Source organism: Paracoccus litorisediminis, assembly GCF_009711205.1.
GTDB lineage: Bacteria > Pseudomonadota > Alphaproteobacteria > Rhodobacterales > Rhodobacteraceae > Paracoccus > Paracoccus litorisediminis.
Map to the genome: position 1 here is coordinate 51937 of NZ_WMIG01000009.1, position 17899 is coordinate 69835.

20 protein-coding genes and 1 tRNA gene are annotated in these 17899 nt (G+C 64.0%); 7 read left to right on the forward strand and 14 right to left on the reverse strand.

What is annotated here, in order from left to right:
* From GL300_RS15455 to GL300_RS15470, 4 genes are all read right to left on the reverse strand, one after another.
* Positions 1 to 675, reverse strand: coding sequence for a glutathione S-transferase family protein (locus GL300_RS15455; RefSeq protein ID WP_155040556.1), 675 nt, complete (start codon positions 673 to 675; stop codon positions 1 to 3).
* Positions 672 to 1517, reverse strand: coding sequence for an aromatic ring-hydroxylating oxygenase subunit alpha (locus tag GL300_RS15460; protein ID WP_155040557.1), 846 nt, complete (start codon positions 1515 to 1517; stop codon positions 672 to 674). The genes GL300_RS15455 and GL300_RS15460 overlap by 4 nt, the downstream gene beginning before the upstream one ends.
* A complete protein-coding gene (locus GL300_RS15465) occupies positions 1514 to 2140 on the reverse strand; it encodes a Rieske (2Fe-2S) protein (protein WP_155040558.1) in 627 nt (208 codons plus the stop codon). The genes GL300_RS15460 and GL300_RS15465 overlap by 4 nt, the downstream gene beginning before the upstream one ends.
* A gap of 154 nt (positions 2141 to 2294) precedes the next feature.
* Positions 2295 to 2528 carry an acylphosphatase gene (locus GL300_RS15470; RefSeq protein ID WP_155040559.1) on the reverse strand — a complete coding sequence of 78 codons (234 nt, stop codon included), beginning with the start codon at positions 2526 to 2528 and terminating at the stop codon, positions 2295 to 2297.
* A 568-nt stretch (positions 2529 to 3096) separates the two neighbouring features.
* On the opposite strand from GL300_RS15470, the gene GL300_RS15475 reads away from it, so the two are divergent.
* Both GL300_RS15475 and GL300_RS15480 read left to right on the forward strand, forming a co-directional pair.
* Positions 3097 to 4017: a DUF481 domain-containing protein gene (locus GL300_RS15475; RefSeq protein ID WP_155040560.1), complete on the forward strand. Its 921-nt coding sequence runs from the start codon at positions 3097 to 3099 to the stop codon at positions 4015 to 4017.
* A gap of 320 nt (positions 4018 to 4337) precedes the next feature.
* Positions 4338 to 4805 (forward strand): MmcB family DNA repair protein, encoded by a 468-nt coding sequence (locus tag GL300_RS15480; protein WP_155040561.1) that lies wholly within the window; start codon positions 4338 to 4340, stop codon positions 4803 to 4805.
* Here the strand turns inward: GL300_RS15480 and GL300_RS15485 are convergent.
* Positions 4795 to 5016, reverse strand: a complete 222-nt coding sequence (locus GL300_RS15485) for a DUF6324 family protein (RefSeq protein WP_155040562.1) — start codon at positions 5014 to 5016, stop codon at positions 4795 to 4797. The two genes, GL300_RS15480 and GL300_RS15485, sit on opposite strands and share 11 nt — an antisense overlap.
* A 113-nt stretch (positions 5017 to 5129) precedes the next feature.
* Between GL300_RS15485 and GL300_RS15490 the strand changes: the two genes are divergently transcribed.
* Positions 5130 to 5206: transfer RNA gene (locus GL300_RS15490), tRNA-His, on the forward strand.
* A 182-nt stretch (positions 5207 to 5388) separates the two neighbouring features.
* Here the strand turns inward: GL300_RS15490 and GL300_RS15495 are convergent.
* From GL300_RS15495 to GL300_RS15520, 6 genes are all read right to left on the reverse strand, one after another.
* Positions 5389 to 6015 (reverse strand): methyltransferase family protein, encoded by a 627-nt coding sequence (locus tag GL300_RS15495; RefSeq protein ID WP_155040563.1) that lies wholly within the window; start codon positions 6013 to 6015, stop codon positions 5389 to 5391.
* Positions 6016 to 6025: 10 nt separating this feature from the next.
* Positions 6026 to 6568, reverse strand: a complete 543-nt coding sequence (locus GL300_RS15500) for a tyrosine-protein phosphatase (protein ID WP_246195203.1) — start codon at positions 6566 to 6568, stop codon at positions 6026 to 6028.
* A 129-nt stretch (positions 6569 to 6697) separates the two neighbouring features.
* Positions 6698 to 8014, reverse strand: coding sequence for an ATP-binding protein (locus tag GL300_RS27285; RefSeq protein ID WP_155040565.1), 1317 nt, complete (start codon positions 8012 to 8014; stop codon positions 6698 to 6700).
* A complete protein-coding gene (locus GL300_RS15510; RefSeq protein ID WP_155040566.1) occupies positions 8011 to 8670 on the reverse strand; it encodes a response regulator transcription factor in 660 nt (219 codons plus the stop codon). The genes GL300_RS27285 and GL300_RS15510 overlap by 4 nt, the downstream gene beginning before the upstream one ends.
* A 71-nt stretch (positions 8671 to 8741) precedes the next feature.
* Entirely contained in the window at positions 8742 to 10496 is a 1755-nt protein-coding gene (locus GL300_RS15515) for a glucan ABC transporter ATP-binding protein/ permease (protein ID WP_211595121.1), read from the reverse strand.
* Positions 10497 to 10629: 133 nt separating this feature from the next.
* Entirely contained in the window at positions 10630 to 11931 is a 1302-nt protein-coding gene (locus GL300_RS15520; protein WP_155040567.1) for an NCS2 family permease, read from the reverse strand.
* 213 nt (positions 11932 to 12144) lie between these two features.
* Here GL300_RS15520 and puuE point away from each other — a divergent pair, with 213 nt between their 5' ends.
* From puuE to GL300_RS15535, 3 genes are all read left to right on the forward strand, one after another.
* The gene (gene puuE, locus GL300_RS15525) at positions 12145 to 13554 is read left to right on the forward strand and encodes an allantoinase PuuE (protein WP_155040568.1); all 1410 of its coding nucleotides are present in this window, start codon (positions 12145 to 12147) and stop codon (positions 13552 to 13554) included.
* Positions 13555 to 13559: 5 nt separating this feature from the next.
* On the forward strand, positions 13560 to 14393 hold the full coding sequence (locus tag GL300_RS15530) for a bifunctional allantoicase/(S)-ureidoglycine aminohydrolase (protein WP_155040569.1): 834 nt from the start codon (positions 13560 to 13562) through the stop codon (positions 14391 to 14393).
* A 76-nt stretch (positions 14394 to 14469) separates the two neighbouring features.
* On the forward strand, positions 14470 to 14865 hold the full coding sequence (locus GL300_RS15535; protein WP_155040570.1) for a VOC family protein: 396 nt from the start codon (positions 14470 to 14472) through the stop codon (positions 14863 to 14865).
* Here GL300_RS15535 and alkB read toward each other — a convergent pair.
* Positions 14856 to 15494 (reverse strand): DNA oxidative demethylase AlkB, encoded by a 639-nt coding sequence (alkB, locus tag GL300_RS15540; RefSeq protein ID WP_155040571.1) that lies wholly within the window; start codon positions 15492 to 15494, stop codon positions 14856 to 14858. The two genes, GL300_RS15535 and alkB, sit on opposite strands and share 10 nt — an antisense overlap.
* Before the next feature lie 85 nt (positions 15495 to 15579).
* Here alkB and GL300_RS15545 point away from each other — a divergent pair, with 85 nt between their 5' ends.
* A complete protein-coding gene (locus GL300_RS15545; protein WP_155040572.1) occupies positions 15580 to 16194 on the forward strand; it encodes a DsbA family protein in 615 nt (204 codons plus the stop codon).
* Positions 16195 to 16227: 33 nt separating this feature from the next.
* Here the strand turns inward: GL300_RS15545 and GL300_RS15550 are convergent, their stop codons facing one another.
* Positions 16228 to 16545: a hypothetical protein gene (locus GL300_RS15550; protein ID WP_155040573.1), complete on the reverse strand. Its 318-nt coding sequence runs from the start codon at positions 16543 to 16545 to the stop codon at positions 16228 to 16230.
* 102 nt (positions 16546 to 16647) lie between these two features.
* On the reverse strand, positions 16648 to 17880 hold the full coding sequence (gene trpB, locus GL300_RS15555) for a tryptophan synthase subunit beta (protein WP_155040574.1): 1233 nt from the start codon (positions 17878 to 17880) through the stop codon (positions 16648 to 16650).
* Positions 17881 to 17899: the final 19 nt, after the last annotated feature.

Sequence of the window (17899 nt, forward strand, 5' to 3'; positions counted from 1 at the left end):
TCAGGCGCGTTCCTTGCGGATCACATCGGGCTGGGGGCCGGGTTCAGGCAGCAGCTCATGCAGACGGTGGATGCCCGGCATCTCGACAAAGCCCGGCAGCCCGCGGATCGCCCGCATCCACAGCCGGATCGAGGGATAGGCGTCCAGCGGCAGACCTCCGTCCGGCGCCAGCGCCACATAGGGGAAGCAGGCAATATCGGCGATGGTCGGACGGTCCCCGACAAGGAAGATGCCGCCGCGACGGCGCACCGCGCTAATCGCGGCCTCAAGCTCGCGCAGGGTGCGGGTCGCAGAGCGGCGCAGCGCCACGATGTCGCCCGGCATTTGCAGCATGTCATGCAGACGGGCCGCGCCCGCGCTGTCGGTCAGGCGCTGCGCAAAGGCCAGCCATTGCCCCACCTGTGCCCGCATGGCCGGGCTATCGTCGCCCAGCCATTCCGGGGCGTGGCTCGCCGCGATATAGGTCAGTATGGCGGTGGACTGGGTCAGCACCAGATCGCCGTCGGTCAGGATCGGGATCGTCCCCGCCGGGTTCAGCGCCAGCAGTTCCGGCCCGCGATGCTCGGCACCGGGATGGAAATCGACCGCGCGCAGGTCCAGCTTGATCCCGGCCAAAGCCGCCATCAGCCGGACGCGGTAGCACGAGGGCGACAGGATATAATCGTAAAGTCTCATGCCGCCACCAGTTGCGCGCCGTAGGTATAGCCGTGCCGTTTCAGCCAGCGCCGATAGGCGATCGAGGTCATGTCGGCGCGGGTCGGAATCTCCATCCCCGGATCCAGCGGCAGCAGCGCAGGGATCTGGTTCTCAAGGATCGAGCGGTCCTGAACAAAGATCATCTGCTGGAAATGGATCATGTCGGTCATCGAGCTGTCTTCGTCGAACAGCGCCATCCATGGCCAGACCTGACAGGTGGTCTCGGTCAAAGGCTGGACGAACAGCGTGATGACATCCCATTCCTCGGGCCGCGCCGGGCAGGTCTTGTACAGCACCGAACAGGTCGGCGCGGGCACGCGGTACATGTATTCGGCATTGATCCCGCCCTGCGCCGATTTCGCGGCCTGCGGCTGATAGAAGCTGACCTTGGTGGCCCAGACCTCATCGACATCGTCGCGGATCTCGACCTCGTAGCGCTGGACCTCGGTATGGGGTTCCGAGCCAAGGATGTCGGTATGGACGAAGGGGAAATGCGCGATATCCAGGAAGTTCTCGACCGCGCGCAGCGGCGAGCAGCGCACCAGAACCGTGCCGACATCGACCAGACGGCGACCGGGTTGATCGGCCTCGGGGATGGTGAACAGGTCTCGCTCGGGCTGGCCCAGCGTGGTCCAGACATGGCCGAAGCGGGTGATGACCGGCAGGGCACGCCCTGCCCCGTCGGTGACCAAGGCCGCACCGTCGCTGTCGCAGGCGATGCGGATGGCCTCGCCCAGCAACAGGCTGTCGCGGCCTGCCGGGGTCAGCTGCGCCGCAATACCCACGGGATACCATTGGTCGCGCATGGCTTCACCGTTCATGCTGCGATCTCCTCGGCGGTTTCAGCCTGACGGCGCAATGCTTCAAGCGCGGCGGACACGCGGTCCAGCGTCGCTGTATCGGCACCGTTGGCGGCAAGGGCATGCAGGTTGCACTGATCGTCCGGCAACGGCTGGATCAGGACGACAACCGCGCAGCCACCAAGTTCGCCGCGCAGGTCAAGCCCCGTGCCACCAAAGGCCGCGGCAACGGTCTCGGGCCGGGCCGACAGGCGCAGGGTGCGCAAGGGTGAAAAGCCGGCCAACCCGGGCGGCGGAGCCTCGGGTTCGGCATCCTTCTGGGCAACCCAGACGACGCCGTCGCTTTCGGTCACGGCAAAAACCGGAACCTTGATCGCGTCAGGCGGCGTGAGTTCGGGATGGGCCGGGATGCGGTGGCACTGGCCACCGTCGCCGTAACGCCAGCCGTGGTAGATGCAGGAAAGAAATTCGCCGCGAACGAAACCATGCGACAGGCGCATGCCGCGATGGGGGCAGCGATCCGACCAGGCGGCAATGCGCCCCGAGGCGCTGCGCCAGATCACGATGTCCTTGTCGCCCAGCTGTCCGGGCGCGGCGCTGCCTGAGGGAATGTCCTGGGATAGCGCGGCAGGGGTCCAGTTCATGGCACTCTAACTTATTGCGTGTTGAACAGGGCGCCTCTCATCACAATGACGCAAGAAAGGCCATGACAAACTGTCGCAGTTTGTCATTAATTCTGTGATGCCTCGCGACGAGTTGCGCAATAATTGGGCAGACCACCCGCGAAGCGTGTCCCGGTTACGCCGCCTCGCGCGTGACGGATTCGACCCAGACATCGATCGGTCCCAGCAGGCAGGCCATCTCCATCGCGTCCAGAAGCGCGGGCGGCCCGTCCACGGTGACCAGCACCGCATCCGCATCGGCCCGGCCAATCTGCGCCGAGATGCCGATACGCCGAGCGTGACCTTGCAGCCAGCGCTGAAAGCCCGGAGCCGAAAGCTCACCCTCGATCAGAAATCGTTCCGACGACATATCCCCTCGCAAACCGATGCGCCCGCAGACGCCTGCCCGCCCCTATCATGCAAAAGACGGATCGTTCCAGTTCCGATCTGGCCATGCCGGAGGGCGCTGGAAGGGTGGCACAAATGCCCGGATCGACCGTGGCAACACAACTTGGCCGCGTCCGGTTCCAGATCGCCCCCTGCCTTTCATGAAAAATTGTGTTCCTGGCGCAACAATCATGGCGCTTATGCAACGCCACCCCGATGCCTAATCACGCATCACTGCGGAACTCGCCGCGCGGTTGTTTCAATCAACACACAAAGCGTGAACATCGCTGTTAATCATAATTAACCGGAATCAAAAAATATTTCATGTAATACATTAGTAAACTAAATGGTTTCATCACGAAATCGCGCGCGCCATTTTCCGCTGATGCAGAAATGACGCGCAATTTTCACGTTTTCGAGAGATATGCGGAATTTCGCCCAAGCCTTTATGCGACCCTCCCTCAGGTCTAATTCTGTCCCAGCAGAGATGCTCGTGGTTAATGAAACAGGCACCACGGACACGAACACGGTTCAGAAAAAGGACTGAGACGATGAAAGCACTTGCTTATCTCGCTGGCGCAACCGCCATGGCCATGGCCTTTACCTCGCCCGCCTTTGCACAGTCGGAGATCGCCACCGGCGCCAATGCAACCGGCATTTCGGATGTTCACGAGGGCATGAAGGACGTTGAAGAAGCCGTCCGCGATGATTTCGACCGCTCCGCTGACGCGCAGCGTTTTGGCCCCCCCGAACGGCAGGAAGGCGTCTACGGCTCGGTCGCGCTAAGCTATGTCGGCCGCTCCGGCAATTCCGAGAACCAGGATTTCAGCCTGTCGGGCCGTTTGTCCAGCAATGCGGGCGCGTTCTCGCAATCGGTCGGCATCCTGCTTGAATATGGCGAGGATAATAGCGGCACCACCGATACCGAAAAAACCTCGACCATTTATGAGGGGCTCTACAATATCAATGACCGCTTCTATGGTTTTGCCCTTGGTCGCCTGACGACCGATGCGCTGGCCGATGATCCGGTGAGCCTTGACGAGGGTGACTCCTTCGAAGATCTCGATGGTCGGATGAAACGGGATGCCTATTTCGGCTTCGGTCCGGGCTACCGCATCATCAATAACGACACCACCGCATGGCGTGTTCAGGCGGCTGTCGGTATTCGCTACACCAAGCAGGTCAACGTGATCGATCCGGTCGCCGAAACTCTGGAAACCGACTCGGATACCGGCGTCGGCTACCTGGTGTCGTCGCGCTTCTACCACCGCTTCAACGAAACGGTGTTCCTGACCAACGACACCGACTACCTGACCTCGGACGCGAACGACACCGCAACCAACGAACTGGGTGTGAACTTCAAGATGTCGGACGCTTTCGCGACCCGGATCTCGTACAAGACCGAATATGTGTCGGATCGTGCGATCCGCACCGACAACACGCTGGGCGTGTCGCTGGTCTACGGGTTCTAAGTCCCGAAATTCCCTTCTCTCTACACCATCTGGGGCGGCCTTCGGGCCGTCCTTTTTTGTCTGGGAAGGGTGGCGGGAACCGCTGCAACCGTGGCAGCGCAGGTTTCCCCGAAAGCCTGGATGTCCAGGTGGGGACCAGGTAACGAAACCAGGGCCTCGTCAGAGCCAGCCCCCTCGGTGAAATTATAGGCCAGTGGAAAAAAAGGCCACACACGCGAAGAGCAGAAACCCGCCGCCCCCTAGATAGGCTGATGGCCGCGCCTTCGCAAGCCGGGCGGCGGAAGCTTGCAGGATGTTCGCGCTTGGTTCATGTTTGATCCATGACCGATCCCGCCATCATCCCTGACGATCTGCCCACTTCCCGACCAGGGCAAAGGCTGCAACGCGGCGTGGCGCGGATGCTGACGGCGCTGGGTCACGCGGCGCTGCCGGAGTTTGTGCCTGTGGGCGGCTTGCGGGTCGATGTGATCTCGATCTCGCCCAAGGGTGAAATCTGGGTGGTCGAATGCAAAAGCTGCCGGGCGGATTTCATCGGGGATCGCAAATGGCAGGGCTATCTGGATTACTGCGACCGCTTTTTCTGGGCGGTCGACACCGATTTCCCCGATGATCTGCTGCCCGAGGATTGCGGCCTGATCCGCGCCGACAGTTGGGGGGCCGAACTGTTGCGCATGGCCCCCGAGGTTCGGCTGGCCGGAGCCCGGCGCAGCCGTATCCTGCGGGATATTGCTCGGGTCTCGACCGCGCGTCTGCTGGCGATGACCGACCCGATGGGGTTCAGCGCTTAGGCTTCTTGCCCGGCTTGCCGCCCTGCCCCGCCATGTCGCGGGCGGCCTCTGCTGCGGCCAGCAGTTCTTCGGCGATTTCCTCGGCTTCCTCTGGATCGAAATCCAAAGGAAGGTCGACGCCCTCAGCCTCGATATAGATGCGGACCATGCCACGATCGGTCGGCCCGATCTGGATGTTCGCCGCAATTTCGCTTTCGCTGTTGATGCCCATGATCGGCCCTTCCGGCTTCTGTTGGTGGTGATGAAAAAATCCTTACATCGGGTGAAGATTTCCGGCAAGTCGGGCTTGCATCCCCCGGAATCCGGTTATAGTAGAGCGCCAGTGCCGCTTTAGCTCAGTTGGTTAGAGCGCTAGATTGTGGATCTAGAGGTCCCCCGTTCGAGCCGGGGAAGCGGTACCATCCTTCTCCTTGAAATCGTTGATGTTTGGCGGCGACCGACGCCATGGCCTGCTGTCTGGCGGGCCGTTTGCGATTCTGACGCATCGCGCCGCTTCCTCCTTCCGGACGTTGCGCCAAATGCAAATGCGGCGGACCTTTCAGCCCGCCGCATGCTTGTTCCTGATGTCCCGTCGCGCCCGGTGTCAGAACAGCGCGATCTTCAGCATATGTCCGTTGCTGTGCAGCCAGTTGATGACCTCGGCCAGCGGCAGCGCGGTAAGGAAAACCAGCGCATCGAACAGGTTCCGGCGCAGCGTATCGGTGCGGAAGGTGACCTCGCGGCGGGTATGGAATCCCGACAGGCGTGGCAGGATCATCGGAACCTGCGACTGATACTCGGCATAGGCTTCGCCGAATTTGCCCCGCAGAAAACGCTCCTCGGCTCGCGCGGTTTGCGACAGCACCAGCAGCGCCGCGCCACCAAAGCCGATCGCCAGCGTCAGGCTTTGCAGAAGCAACCCGAAGCCGACAACGCCAAGGGTCGAGAACAGGTAAAGCGGGTGGCGGCAAAGCGAATAGGGACCGTCCCGCATCACATCGGCATTCTTGCGACCGCCGATGTAAAGGATCGCCCAGAACCGTCCCAGCACCGCGGCAAAGACGCAAAGCGTGCCCGCCAGATGCAGGATCGCGGCCGGACCTTCGGACCATCGCGTGTACCCCCACAGCATTGGCAGCAGGGCCGCCACAAAGGCCAGCCGCAGTACGTTCAGCCGAAGCCGCTGATTGGCGGGGGCCACGCTTGGGATATTGTCAACGATCAGCGACATCTTGTTTCCTTCAGCTTTCGAAACCGAACATCGGCTCGGCGGCATCCCAGCTTTGATCCATGGCCCATGCAGCGCTGACCGGCAGCCCGACATGACCGAAACGGAAGGAAAGCTGGCCCTCGGCCAGATGTTCGCGCGCGCCTTGCGCGGCAAGGTAAAGTGCGGCGGCAAGGCCGGTACGGTCCGCCCCCGCCTTGCAATGGATCAGGACAGGTTTCGGCAGGCTTGCGATCAGCGCGACCAGTTCGGCGGCGCGGGCCGGATCAAGCTGTTCGCTGTCCTTCATGGCGAAATCGGCATGGGTCAGGCCAAGGCGGCGCGCGGTTGCAACCTCGGTGTCGTACCATGCCGCGTCCGAGGCACCGCGCAGGTTGATGACGCTGCGCAAGCCGTGGGCCTTGCTCCAATCTTGCAGCTTCAGCGCATCCGGCTGGGCCGAGCGGTAAAGCTCTCCGGCGATGACCGGGTGGAAGTTCCCACTGGATTGCAGCCAAGCCGCCCAGCCCGATGCCCCGGCAACGCAAAGCACCGCCCCTAAAAGGAGCGGTCGCAAAAGCCGTTTCAGGCCAACCCTACCGAATGGGGTGCGGGTGAGCGGCCGGTTAGCCGGATTGGGAACAGGCATCAAATCTTCCATCGTCACACGATGGAGCGCTTCTGCCCGACGATTCTTACCGCAACCTTACGGCTGGGCGGGTGGAAGCTGGATGCGGGCCTGAAATCCGCCATCGCGGTCCGGCACGGGCGAGGCCAGTTCCAGCGCCGTCCCGGCCTGTCGCGCAATCTGGCTGACGATATGCAGGCCCAAGCCAAAGCCACCGCCCTTGCGATGCGAGAACCTTTTCCCCATCTGCGCCAATTGTTCAGCGGGCAGGACCGGACCGGGATTGCTGATCGAGAGCAGGCCTTGATCGTTCAGGCTGACCTCGACCCGGCTGTCGGGCGGGCTGTGCTGCAAGGCGTTCTCGATCAGGTTTCCGGCGACAATCGCCAGCGCATCGGCATCCATCACCGTCCAGACCGGTCCTTGCGCCACCGACAGCGCCAACCTGTCGGCGTCGCGGCCAATCTCGCGGAGCACATGCGGCAGAAGTGCGGCGGCATCGACGCGCTCTTCGCCCAGACCGATCCCGGATTCGGCCCGCGCCAGCTGCAGCAGCCGCGCGACCAGCCGCGCCATACGGCGCAGCGCCGTCTCGACCGAGGCGATGCGGGCGGATGCGGCGGGGTCGCCGGTTTCCTGCGCCAGCCGCTGCACCTGCGCCAGCGCCACCGCAACCGGCGTGCGCAGCTCATGCGCGGCATTGGTGGCAAAGGCGCGCTCTCCATCCAGCGCCTGCGACACCCGCGCCATGAACCCGTTCAGCGTGGTCACGATCTGGGCCAGTTCGGCGGGATGGGCGTCGGCATCCATCGGCTCCAGCCGCAGCCCGTCGCGCTGCGCCATTTCGGCACGCAGATCCTCGACCGGACGCAGGGCCAGCCGGGACACCCAGCCACCCGCCAGCCACCCCAAGGGCAGCAACGCCAGCATCGGCAGCAGGAAGGCCAGAAAGCTTTCGCGCCAAGCCTCGCGCCGTTCGGCCAGAGGATCGGCCAGCTGCAATGCCATATCCTGCGCCGTGTATTTGGTCGTGTAGACCGTATGGGTCAGCGTCCGCTTGACCTTGCCGGGCCGGGGCGTGTCAGGAAATTGCGCGGCCTCGGACATCGGGGATGCGGCCAGCACGCGGCCCTGACGGTCGATCAGCCGCCAGACCAATGCTTCATTGGGATCGTCGTGAGCCGAGGACATCTGGGCCGAGGCCCGGGCCGCGTCACTGGCCAGCGTTGGCAGCAGCGCCTCGGCCGAGGTGATCAGGATCTGGTCGTATAGCTCGTCCTGCTCATGATGCAGGATCAGCGCCATCGCTGCGATAGCGACCACCCAGGCCGCCGCCAGCACGGCGCTGATCAGCAGCGCCAGCCGCCGCGCCAATGTCGGACGACGCGGCGTCACGCCTGTCCCATCCGGTAGCCCATGCCGCGCACGGTCTCGACCACGGCACGGCCCAACTTGGCGCGCAGGCGGCTGATATGGGCCTCGATCGCATTGCTTTCGACTTCGGCCCCGAATTCATACAGCGTGTCCTCAAGCTCCTGTCGGCTGACGATCACGCCGGGACGACGGCTCAGGCGTTCGAGCAGCGCCCATTCACGCGCGGTCAGGTGGATGGTGACATCCTCCAGCAGGGCCTGCTTGCGTTCGGGCAGCAGTCGAAGCGGGCCAAAGCGTCGTTCGGGTTCGGCGCGGCCATCGCTGCGGCGGCGGATGGCGGCGATGCGCGCCAGCATCTCGTCAAGGTCATAGGGCTTGACCAGATAGTCGTCCGCGCCCGCCTGAAGCCCGGCGATGCGTTCGGTGATGCGGTCGCGGGCGGTGGCAATCAGGACCGGCGTGGCGTCGCCCCGTTGCCGCAGCCAGCGCAGCAGCGCCAGCCCGTCCCCGTCGGGCAGTTGCAGGTCCAGCAGGATCAGGTCAAAGCCCGTGCCCTGCAGCGCCGCCTCGGCCAGATCGCGGCTGACGGCAATGTCGACGGCATGGCCCGCGGCGCAAAGATGGTCGCGGACGGCAGTGGCCAGATCGGCCTCGTCCTCAATCACTAGCAGGCGCATCCCGTCCCCAATCCGATCCCTGGCCGCATTCGGCCATCATGCCGCTTGCTTTGCAATCTATCGCGGCGCGGTCAATCCGACTTCGGCTCAACGATCTGGCCCTCGCGGACCAGTTCGGCGAACAGCCCGTCCTGTTGCGCCAGATCGTGATAGCTGCCGCGCTCGACGATCCGCCCCCCCTCAAGCACAAGGATCTGATCAGCCGAGGCCACGGTGGACAGCCTGTGCGCAATGATCAGGGTGGTGCGGTTGGCGCGCAGCTTGTCGATGGCGCGCTTGATCTTGGCCTCGGTCGCGGGATCAAGGGCCGAGGTGGCCTCATCGAGGATCAGGATCGGAGCATTCTTCAGCACCGCGCGGGCAATGGCGATACGCTGCCGCTCACCCCCTGACAGGGCATTGCCGCGTTCGCCGATGACGAAGCCGTAATTGCCGGGTTTGCGCAGGATGAAGTGATGCGCCTCGGCCAGACGGGCGGCCTGCTCGACCTCGGCATCGGTGGCCTCGGGACGGCCGACGCGGATGTTTTCGGCAATCGAGCGGTTGAACAGCCCGGCTTCCTGAAACACCACCGCGATATTGGCACGCAAGGATGCCAGCTTCAGCCCGGCAATATCGTGCCCATCGACCCTGATCGATCCGGCGTCCGGCTGGCGCAGGCGCTGCAGCAAAGCCAGCGTCGTGGTCTTGCCCGAACCGGTCGGCCCCACCAGCGCGATGGTCTGGCCGGGCTTTGCCTCAAAGCTCAGGTCGAACACGCCCTGATCGCTGCCGGGAAAGCAGTAGCTGACATCGCGATATTCGATCTGCCCCAGCACCGGCGCGACAAGGGCCTTGGCCTTCTGCGTGTCGGTGACATCGGCGGGTGCGTCCAGCAGCTCAAAGTAACTGCGGATGGTCGGGGTCGAGCGAAAGATATTGCCGACGAATGCCGACAGCCGGTCCAACTGACCGATCATCAGCCCGGCAAAAGCCCCGAAGGACACAATCTCGCCCACGGTGATCTCACCCCGCTGCGCCAGAACCGCGCCCGCGGCAAAGACCACCACCATCGTCACCGTGGCGGCGGCGCGGGTCAGGACCGTCAACAACCCCCACCATGTCAGCACCGGATATTGCGCCGCCAGCAGGTTCGCGGTGATCTGGCGCATCGCCTGCATTTCGCGCGCGAAGCGGGAATAGCTTTGCACCACGGTGACATTGCCCAGAACGTCCCCCACCCGGCCATAAAGACGGCCCGAATGCTTTTCGACCTGTGCCTGCCCTTCGCGCGTCTTGCGGATGACAAGGATGTTGATCACCAGATAGACCAAACCCAGCATTGCAAGGATCGCGGCCATGCGCGCGTCCAGACTGATCGCTGTCGGGATCAGCAGGATGATCCCGGCCAGCGCGGTCAACTGCTCGCGCAGGATGCCCAGCCACAGGGCGAACAGCGCGTCGGTCCCGGCAAGGATGGCGCGCACCACCGATCCGGTGCCCTTTTCCGCATGGTAGGAAATCGGCAGGGTGATCGCGCGGCTGTAAGCCTCGCCCAGCGCCGACAGCCGCGCGCGATGCGCCAGCCGGTCAGAGGAAACCGCAGTGATCGCGGATGCAAAGATCCCGAACAGCCCGAAGGCCGCCCATGTGCCAATCAGGGTGAAGGCCCCCGACCCTTCTGCCAGCCGGTCGACCATGCGGCCGAACAGCACCGGCTCGGCCAGTTGCACGATGGCGATGGCCACGCCCGTTGCCGACAGCAGCGCGGCCAGCCATTTCTCGCCGCCCAACAGGGTGAGGGTGCGCCAATAGACATCCGCCGTGGTCATTGCAGGCTGAGACATGCGGGCTTTCCCTGCTGCGGGGCGCGCATGCTGTCGGATGCGGCACGGCCCCCGGTTTCACCCCGAGACTGCGGTAATGGCGCGATTGGTCAAGAGGGAATGCGCGGGGGCCGCAAAGCCCCCGACGCTGGGTTCATTCCATGAAGAAGGCGAAGCGGATGACGAACAGGGCGGCGACCACCCAGGTTGCCAGATGCACCTCGCGCGCGCGGCCGGTCAGCAGCTTGATCAGCGCATAGCTGACAAAACCGAAAGCCAGACCATTGGCGATGGAATAGGTAAAGGGCATCATCAGCGCGGTCAGCACGGCGGGCGCGCTTTCCGTGACATCGCGCCATTCGATTTCCTCGAACTCGCGCACCATCAGACAGGCCACGTACAGCAGCGCCGGCGCTGTCGCATAGGCCGGGACCGAACCCGCCAGCGGCGCAAAGAACATCGCCAGCAGGAACAGCACCGCCACGACCAGCGCGGTCAGACCCGTCCGCCCCCCTGCCTGCACGCCCGAGGCGCTTTCGACATAGGCGGTGGTCGAACTGGTCCCCAGCATCGAACCGGCAAGGATCGCGGTCGAATCCGCCATCAGCGCACGGCCAAGCCCGGTATTGGTATGGGTCGGCCCCTCGGTCAGCAGGCCCGCGCGTTTGGCGACGCCGATCAGCGTGCCGGTGGCGTCAAACACCTCGACCAGCACCATGACAAGGATGACGTGGAAGATGCCCACGGTCAGCGCGCCCGCGATATCCAGCTGCATGAAGGTCGGCAGGATCGAGGGCGGCATGGACATGATGCCTCCGAACTCGCTGGCCCCGATCAGGATAGAGACGACGGTGACCGCAAGGATGCCGATCAGGATCGAGCCTCGCACCTTCAGCGCATCCAGCGCCGCGATGATGAAGAAGCCCGCCGCCGCCAGCAGCGTCGGTGCCTGCGTCAGATCACCCAGGGCAACCAGCGTCGCCGGGTTGTCGACGACCAGCCCGGCATTCTTCAGCGCGATCAGACCAAGGAACATCCCGATCCCCGCAGCAATGGCGCTGCGCATGGATGTCGGAATGCCCGCGATCAGCCAGCGCCGTATCCCCGTCACCGACAGGAACAGAAACACCAGACCCGAGATGAACACCGCCCCCAGCGCCTGCTGCCAGGTAAAGCCCAAGCCCGCCACCACGGTAAAGGCGAAGAAGGCGTTCAAGCCCATACCCGGTGCCATGCCGATGGGCCAGTTCGCCCAAAGCGCCATGATGGCCGAGCCTAGCGCCGCGGCCAGACAGGTCGCGACAAAGACTGCATTCCGGTCCATCCCGGTTGTTGACAGGATGTCGGGGTTCACGAAAATAATATAGGCCATGGTCAGGAAAGTGGTGATCCCAGCGATCACCTCGGTCCTGACATTGGTCCCCTTGGCCGCTAGGCCGAATTGCTTTTCCAGCATCAATCCTCCCACTGGCAGTTCGCCCGCCATCACGGCAGACTAGGATCAGTGACCTGTTACGCAAATGCAGGCTCTGGCGACAGAGTTTCAACGCGTCATTTAGAAACGGCATTTTCAACCGCGCCTCGCGTTTGTTTATACGAATTCCGCTCTTGCCGGAACCCGCCCAAGGGTGATGACTGCGGCAAACGGCCTGAACAGAAGGAAATGGCGATGCGATACAGCCGCGACATGATCGGATATGGCGAAAATACCCCCGACCCGCGCTGGCCGGGAGGCGCCCGGATCGCGGTCCAGATCGTCATGAACTACGAGGAAGGCGGCGAAAACAGCATCGAGCATGGCGATGCCGCGTCGGAAGCCTTCCTGTCCGAGATCATCGGCGCCCAGCCCTGGCCCGGCAAGCGCCACTGGAACATGGAATCGATCTACGACTACGGCGCGCGGGCGGGCTTCTGGCGGCTGCACCGGATGCTGAAGGACGTGCCCGTCACCGTCTATGGCGTGGCGACCGCACTTGAGCGCGCCCCCGAGCAGGTCGCCGCCATGCAGGCCTCGGGCTGGGAGATTGCGACCCACGGCCTGAAATGGATCGACTACCGCGACGTGCCGCCCGAGGTCGAGGCCGAGCATATCGCCCGCGCCGTTGAGCTGCATACCCGGGTCACCGGAGAACGTCCGCGCGGCTTCTATCAGGGCCGCACCTCGATGAACACGGTGGCGCTTGGCTGCGAGGAAGGTGGCTTCGAATATCTGGCCGACACCATTGCCGATGACCTGCCCTATTGGCATGTCCACAATGGCAAGCCGCAGTTGATGGTGCCCTATACGATGGACGCCAATGACATGCGCTTCTCCTCGGGTCAGGGTTTCGGCACCGGGGTCGAGTTCTTCGACTACCTGCGCGACAGCTTTGACGTGCTTTACGCCGAGGGCGAGGCCGGCGCGCCCAAGATGATGTCGATCGGGCTGCATTGCCGCCTGATGGGCCGTCCGGGCCGGGCCATTGCCCTGCAACGCTTTCTTGAGCACGCTCGCGCGCATGAAGGCGTCTGGTTCGCCACCCGTCTGGACATTGCCCGCCACTGGGCCAAGGAGCACCCCTATGCTCCGCGCCTGCGCCCCTCGCAGATGGAGCGTGACGCCTTTGTCCAGAAGTTCGGCGGCATCTATGAGCATTCCCCCTTCATCGCCGAGCGCGTCTGGGACGCCGAGATGGGCGCGATCCATGACACCCCTGCCGGTCTGGCGGCACGGATGGCGCAGATCTTCCGTTCCGCCAGCGATGCGGAACGGCTGGGCGTGCTGATCGCCCACCCGGATCTGGCGGGAAAACTGGCACTGGCCAAGCGGCTGACGGCGGAAAGCACCTCGGAACAGGCTTCGGCTGGTCTGGACGCGCTGACCGATGCCGAACGCGCCGAGTTCCAGCGCGTGAATACCGAATATGTGGCCAAGCACGGCTTCCCCTTCATCATTGCCGTGCGGGACCATGACAAGGCAGGCATCATGGCGGCCATGCGGGCCCGCCTGGCCAACGACACCGAAACCGAGCGCGACACGGCCGAACGTCAGGTCATGCGCATCGCCCAGCTGCGCCTGCAGGACGCGCTGAAAGGATGAACAAGATGAGCCACCCGAAAGCCGCCCCCCTTTACGCCGGACCCTATGCGGGCCTGCCGCCGCAGACCGACCTGTCCACCGACACCGCCGTCTTTACCGAGGCCTATGCGGTGATCCCGGCCAGCACGATGCGCGATATCGTCACCAGCTTCCTGCCGGGCTGGACGGGCATGCGCATGTGGGTGATCGCCCGCCCCCTGTCAGGCTTTGCCGAGACCTTCAGCCAATATATCGTGGAATTGCAGCCCGGCGGCGGTTCCACCCGCCCCGAGACCGACGAAGGCGTGCAATCCGCGATCTTCGTCACCGATGGCGACGTGACCCTGACCATCGACGGCAAGACCCACGAACTGACCCCCGGTGGCTTTGCCTATATCCCGGCGGGCATGGAATGGTCTGTCGCGAATGGCGATCAGGTCTCGCGCTTCCATTGGTGGCGCAAGCGCTGGCAGGCGGTCGAGGGTCTGGACAAGCCCGATGTTATCATCGCCAATGAACGCGAGATCGCGCCGATTGCGATGCCCGATACTGGCGGCAGCTGGGCCACGACCCGCTTCATGAACCCGAATGATCTGCGCCATGACATGCATATCACTATCGTCACGCTGACCCCCGGCGGCACCATCCCCTTTGCCGAGACCCACGTGATGGAACATGGCCTCTTCGTCATCGAGGGCAAGGCGGTCTATCGCCTGAACCGCGACTGGGTCGAGGTCGGCCCCGGCGACTTCATGTGGCTGCGCGCCTTCTGCCCGCAATGCTGCTACGCGGGCGGGCCGGGCAACTTCCGCTACCTGCTTTACAAGGACGTGAACCGTCACGCCACGCTGTGGCGCTAAGCCAAGGGGCCTTCGGGCCCCTTTCGCATTCCCCCGCCCTGCGCTTAAAGTGCCGCAAACCGACAAGGGGACAATCATGGCCAAGGCAATCCATTCGATGATCCGCGTGCTGGATGAGGCGCGCTCACTGGCATTCTACGAAACCGCCTTCGGCCTGACCGTGGCCGAGCGGCTGGATTATGAGACATTCACCCTGATCTACCTGTCGAACCCGGAATCCGAGTTCGAACTGGAGTTGACGGTGAACAAGGGCCGGACCGAGCCCTACGATCTGGGCGATGGCTATGGTCATATCGCGGTCTCGGTCGCCGATGTGACCGCCGAACATGCCCGCCTGTCGGAAGCCGGCCTTGCCCCGCGCAAGCTGGTCGATTTCGCACCGGGCGGAGAGGTGATCGCGCGCTTCTTCTTTATCGCCGATCCCGATGGCTACCAGATCGAGGTTTTGCAACGCGGCGGCCGCTACCTGTAACCCGCCTGCCTGAAGGTCAGGTTCAGCCGGGTCGCCCCCGTTTCGGGATGCTGGCCCGGCTTCAGGGTCAGGATGCCGTGCCATGCCAGCCGCGACACGCCGCCCCAGACCACAACATCGCCATGTTGCAGTGTATGGCGGGCGACCGGGTCGCGGCGATCCGTACCGCCGAACTGGAACGTTGCAGGCAACCCCAACGAGACCGAAACGATGGGCGCGTCAAAGCCCGCCTCGTCCCTGTCCTGATGCAGGCCCATCTTCACCCCCGGCGCGTAGCGGTTGATCAGGCAGGCATCGGGGCGAAAGCCGGAAAAGCCCGCCTGCTGCGCGGCGCGGGTGGCCAGCGACAGGAACAGATCGGGCATCTTTGGCCAAGGCAGGTCGGTCAGCGGATCGCGCGGGGCATAGCGGTAGCCGCGCCGGTCGCTGACCCAGCCAAACGCGCCGCAATTCGTCATCTCGACCCCGATCTGCTTGCCTCCCGGGGTCAGCATATGCCGGAACGGTGCCTGTGCCGCGACGGCGGCAATCCCGACAAGCAGCCCAACATCCAGCGCAAAGCCGCGCAGGATCATCGCGCCGGGGCCGATGCTTTCCTCGCGGTTTGCTCCGAACAGGTCTTCCTGCATCACCCCTCCCACGCGAATGTCATTGCCTTGTGCTTGACCTGACCGCCGGGCGCGGTCAGATCGGATCATATCCAAGGAGCATCCCATGCATCGCCGCCTTGCCGCAATCGCCACCGCGCTGACCCTCATCCTGTCTCCGGCATTGGCGCAGGATTTCACCGAGGCGCAGATCGCCGAGATCAAGAAGGGCGTCTTCAATGACCCCGACGCCCCGGTCATGGGCAATCCCAAGGGCGATGTCACGCTGGTCGAATTCTCGGACTACAATTGCGGCTTCTGCCGCAAGGCCGCGCCGGATGTGGCGGCCTTTCTGAAATCCGATCCGAACGTCAAGCTGGTGGTCCATGAGATCCCGATCTTTGGCGAAGGCTCGCGTGAGGCCGCGATGGCCGCGCTGGCAGCCCAGCGGCAGGGCAAGTATCCCGAATTCCATAGCGCCCTGATGGCGATGAAGGGCCGGGCCGAAAAGGCATCGGTCCTGCGCGTCGCCCGTCAGGTCGGGCTGGATGTGGACCGGCTGGAACGCGACATGGCCGATCCCGCGATCACCGCCCAGATCGAACAATCCCTGCTGCTGGCCGATCAGATCGGGCTGGCGGGGACGCCCAGCTTTGTCGCGGGCGACCGGGCCGTCTTTGGCGCGCTGCCCCCCGAGGATCTGGCCGAACTGGTGGCCGAGGCCCGCGCGCAGAAGAAATAGGGCAAGGCGCAGGCGCGCCCTGCCCTTGCGCGGTCAGCTGTTGTCGGCAAGCTCTTTCCAGTCTGAACGCTCGCTGGCGCCGATCAGTCGGCCGGTCGAGCTGTCATAGACCAGCGTCACCAGTTCGTAGTCATGGTCGCCCATGACCTTGACCCGGCCAGGGTCATGATAGACCCGCAGATCCTTGAAGTTCTGTTGCTGCAGCGGCGCGGTCAGCACCATATCCGTGGTGCGCGCGCTTTCATGCGGCGGGTAGTGACGAACCGCCATGAAGCTGTCGGCATGGGCCATGCCGCCCGCCATTACCGGCGCGGCGGCAAGCAGTGCGATCGTCAGGGTTCGGGTGAACATCTTGGCCTCCTGTGGCCTGTCATTGCGACAGGGCAGGAACGCAAAGCGCGACCGACAGTTGCCTGCGGTCGCGCCCTTGGTATCCGGTTTGATCGTCCGCGATCAGGTCTTGATGTCGAAGCCTAGGTGCTTGGCCACCGCGAAGATGTCCTTGTCGCCCCGACCCGACAGGTTGACCACGATGATGTGGTCCTTGGGCAGTTCCGGCGCGATCTTGATGACATGGGCCAGCGCATGGCTGGGCTCCAGCGCAGGGATGATCCCTTCAAGGCGGCAAAGCGTCTGGAAGGCGGCCAGAGCCTCGGTATCGGTCACGCTGACATATTCGGCGCGGCCCTGTTCCTTCAGCCAGGCATGTTCCGGGCCGATGCCGGGATAATCGAGACCCGCACTGATCGAATGCCCTTCGAGGATCTGGCCTTCGTGATCCATCAGCAGATAGGTGCGGTTGCCGTGCAGCACGCCCGGACGACCGCCGGTCAGGCTGGCGCAATGCTGCATACGCTCATCGACGCCCTTGCCACCGGCTTCGACGCCGATGATGCGAACCGATGCGTCATCAAGGAAGGGGTGGAACAGGCCCATGGCGTTCGAGCCGCCGCCGATGGCTGCAATGACGGTATCGGGCAGACGGCCTTCGCCCTCTTGCTCGGCCAGTTGCTCGCGGGTTTCGCGGCCGATGATGCATTGAAAATCGCGCACCATCGCCGGATAGGGATGCGGGCCTGCGACCGTGCCGATGCAGTAGAAGGTGTCGCGCACATTGGTCACCCAGTCGCGCAGCGCGTCGTTCATCGCGTCCTTCAGCGTGCCGCGACCCGAAGTGACCGGGACGACCTCGGCCCCCAGCAGCCGCATGCGGAAGACGTTCGGGGCCTGACGTTCCACGTCATGCGCGCCCATATAAACCACGCATTGAAGTCCGAAGCGGGCGCAGACTGTCGCCGTGGCCACGCCATGCTGGCCCGCACCGGTTTCCGCGATGATCCGGGTCTTGCCCATGCGGCGCGCCAGCAGGATCTGACCCAGCACGTTGTTGATCTTGTGGCTGCCCGTGTGGTTCAGCTCTTCGCGCTTGAGATAGATCTTGGCGCCTCCCAGCTCCTCGGTCAGGCGGGGGGCGAAATACAGCGGGCTGGGACGGCCGACATAGTATTTCCACAGATCGTCCATCTCGGCCCAGAAGCCGGGATCGGTCTTGGCGCGTTCGTATTCGGCCTGCAGGTCAAGGATCAGCGGCATCAGCGTTTCGCTGACGAAGCGTCCGCCAAAGATGCCGAAACGCCCCTGTTCGTCCGGGCCGTTCATGAAGCTGTTGATGAGATCTTCGGCCATGGCTCTCCTCGTGCGCGGT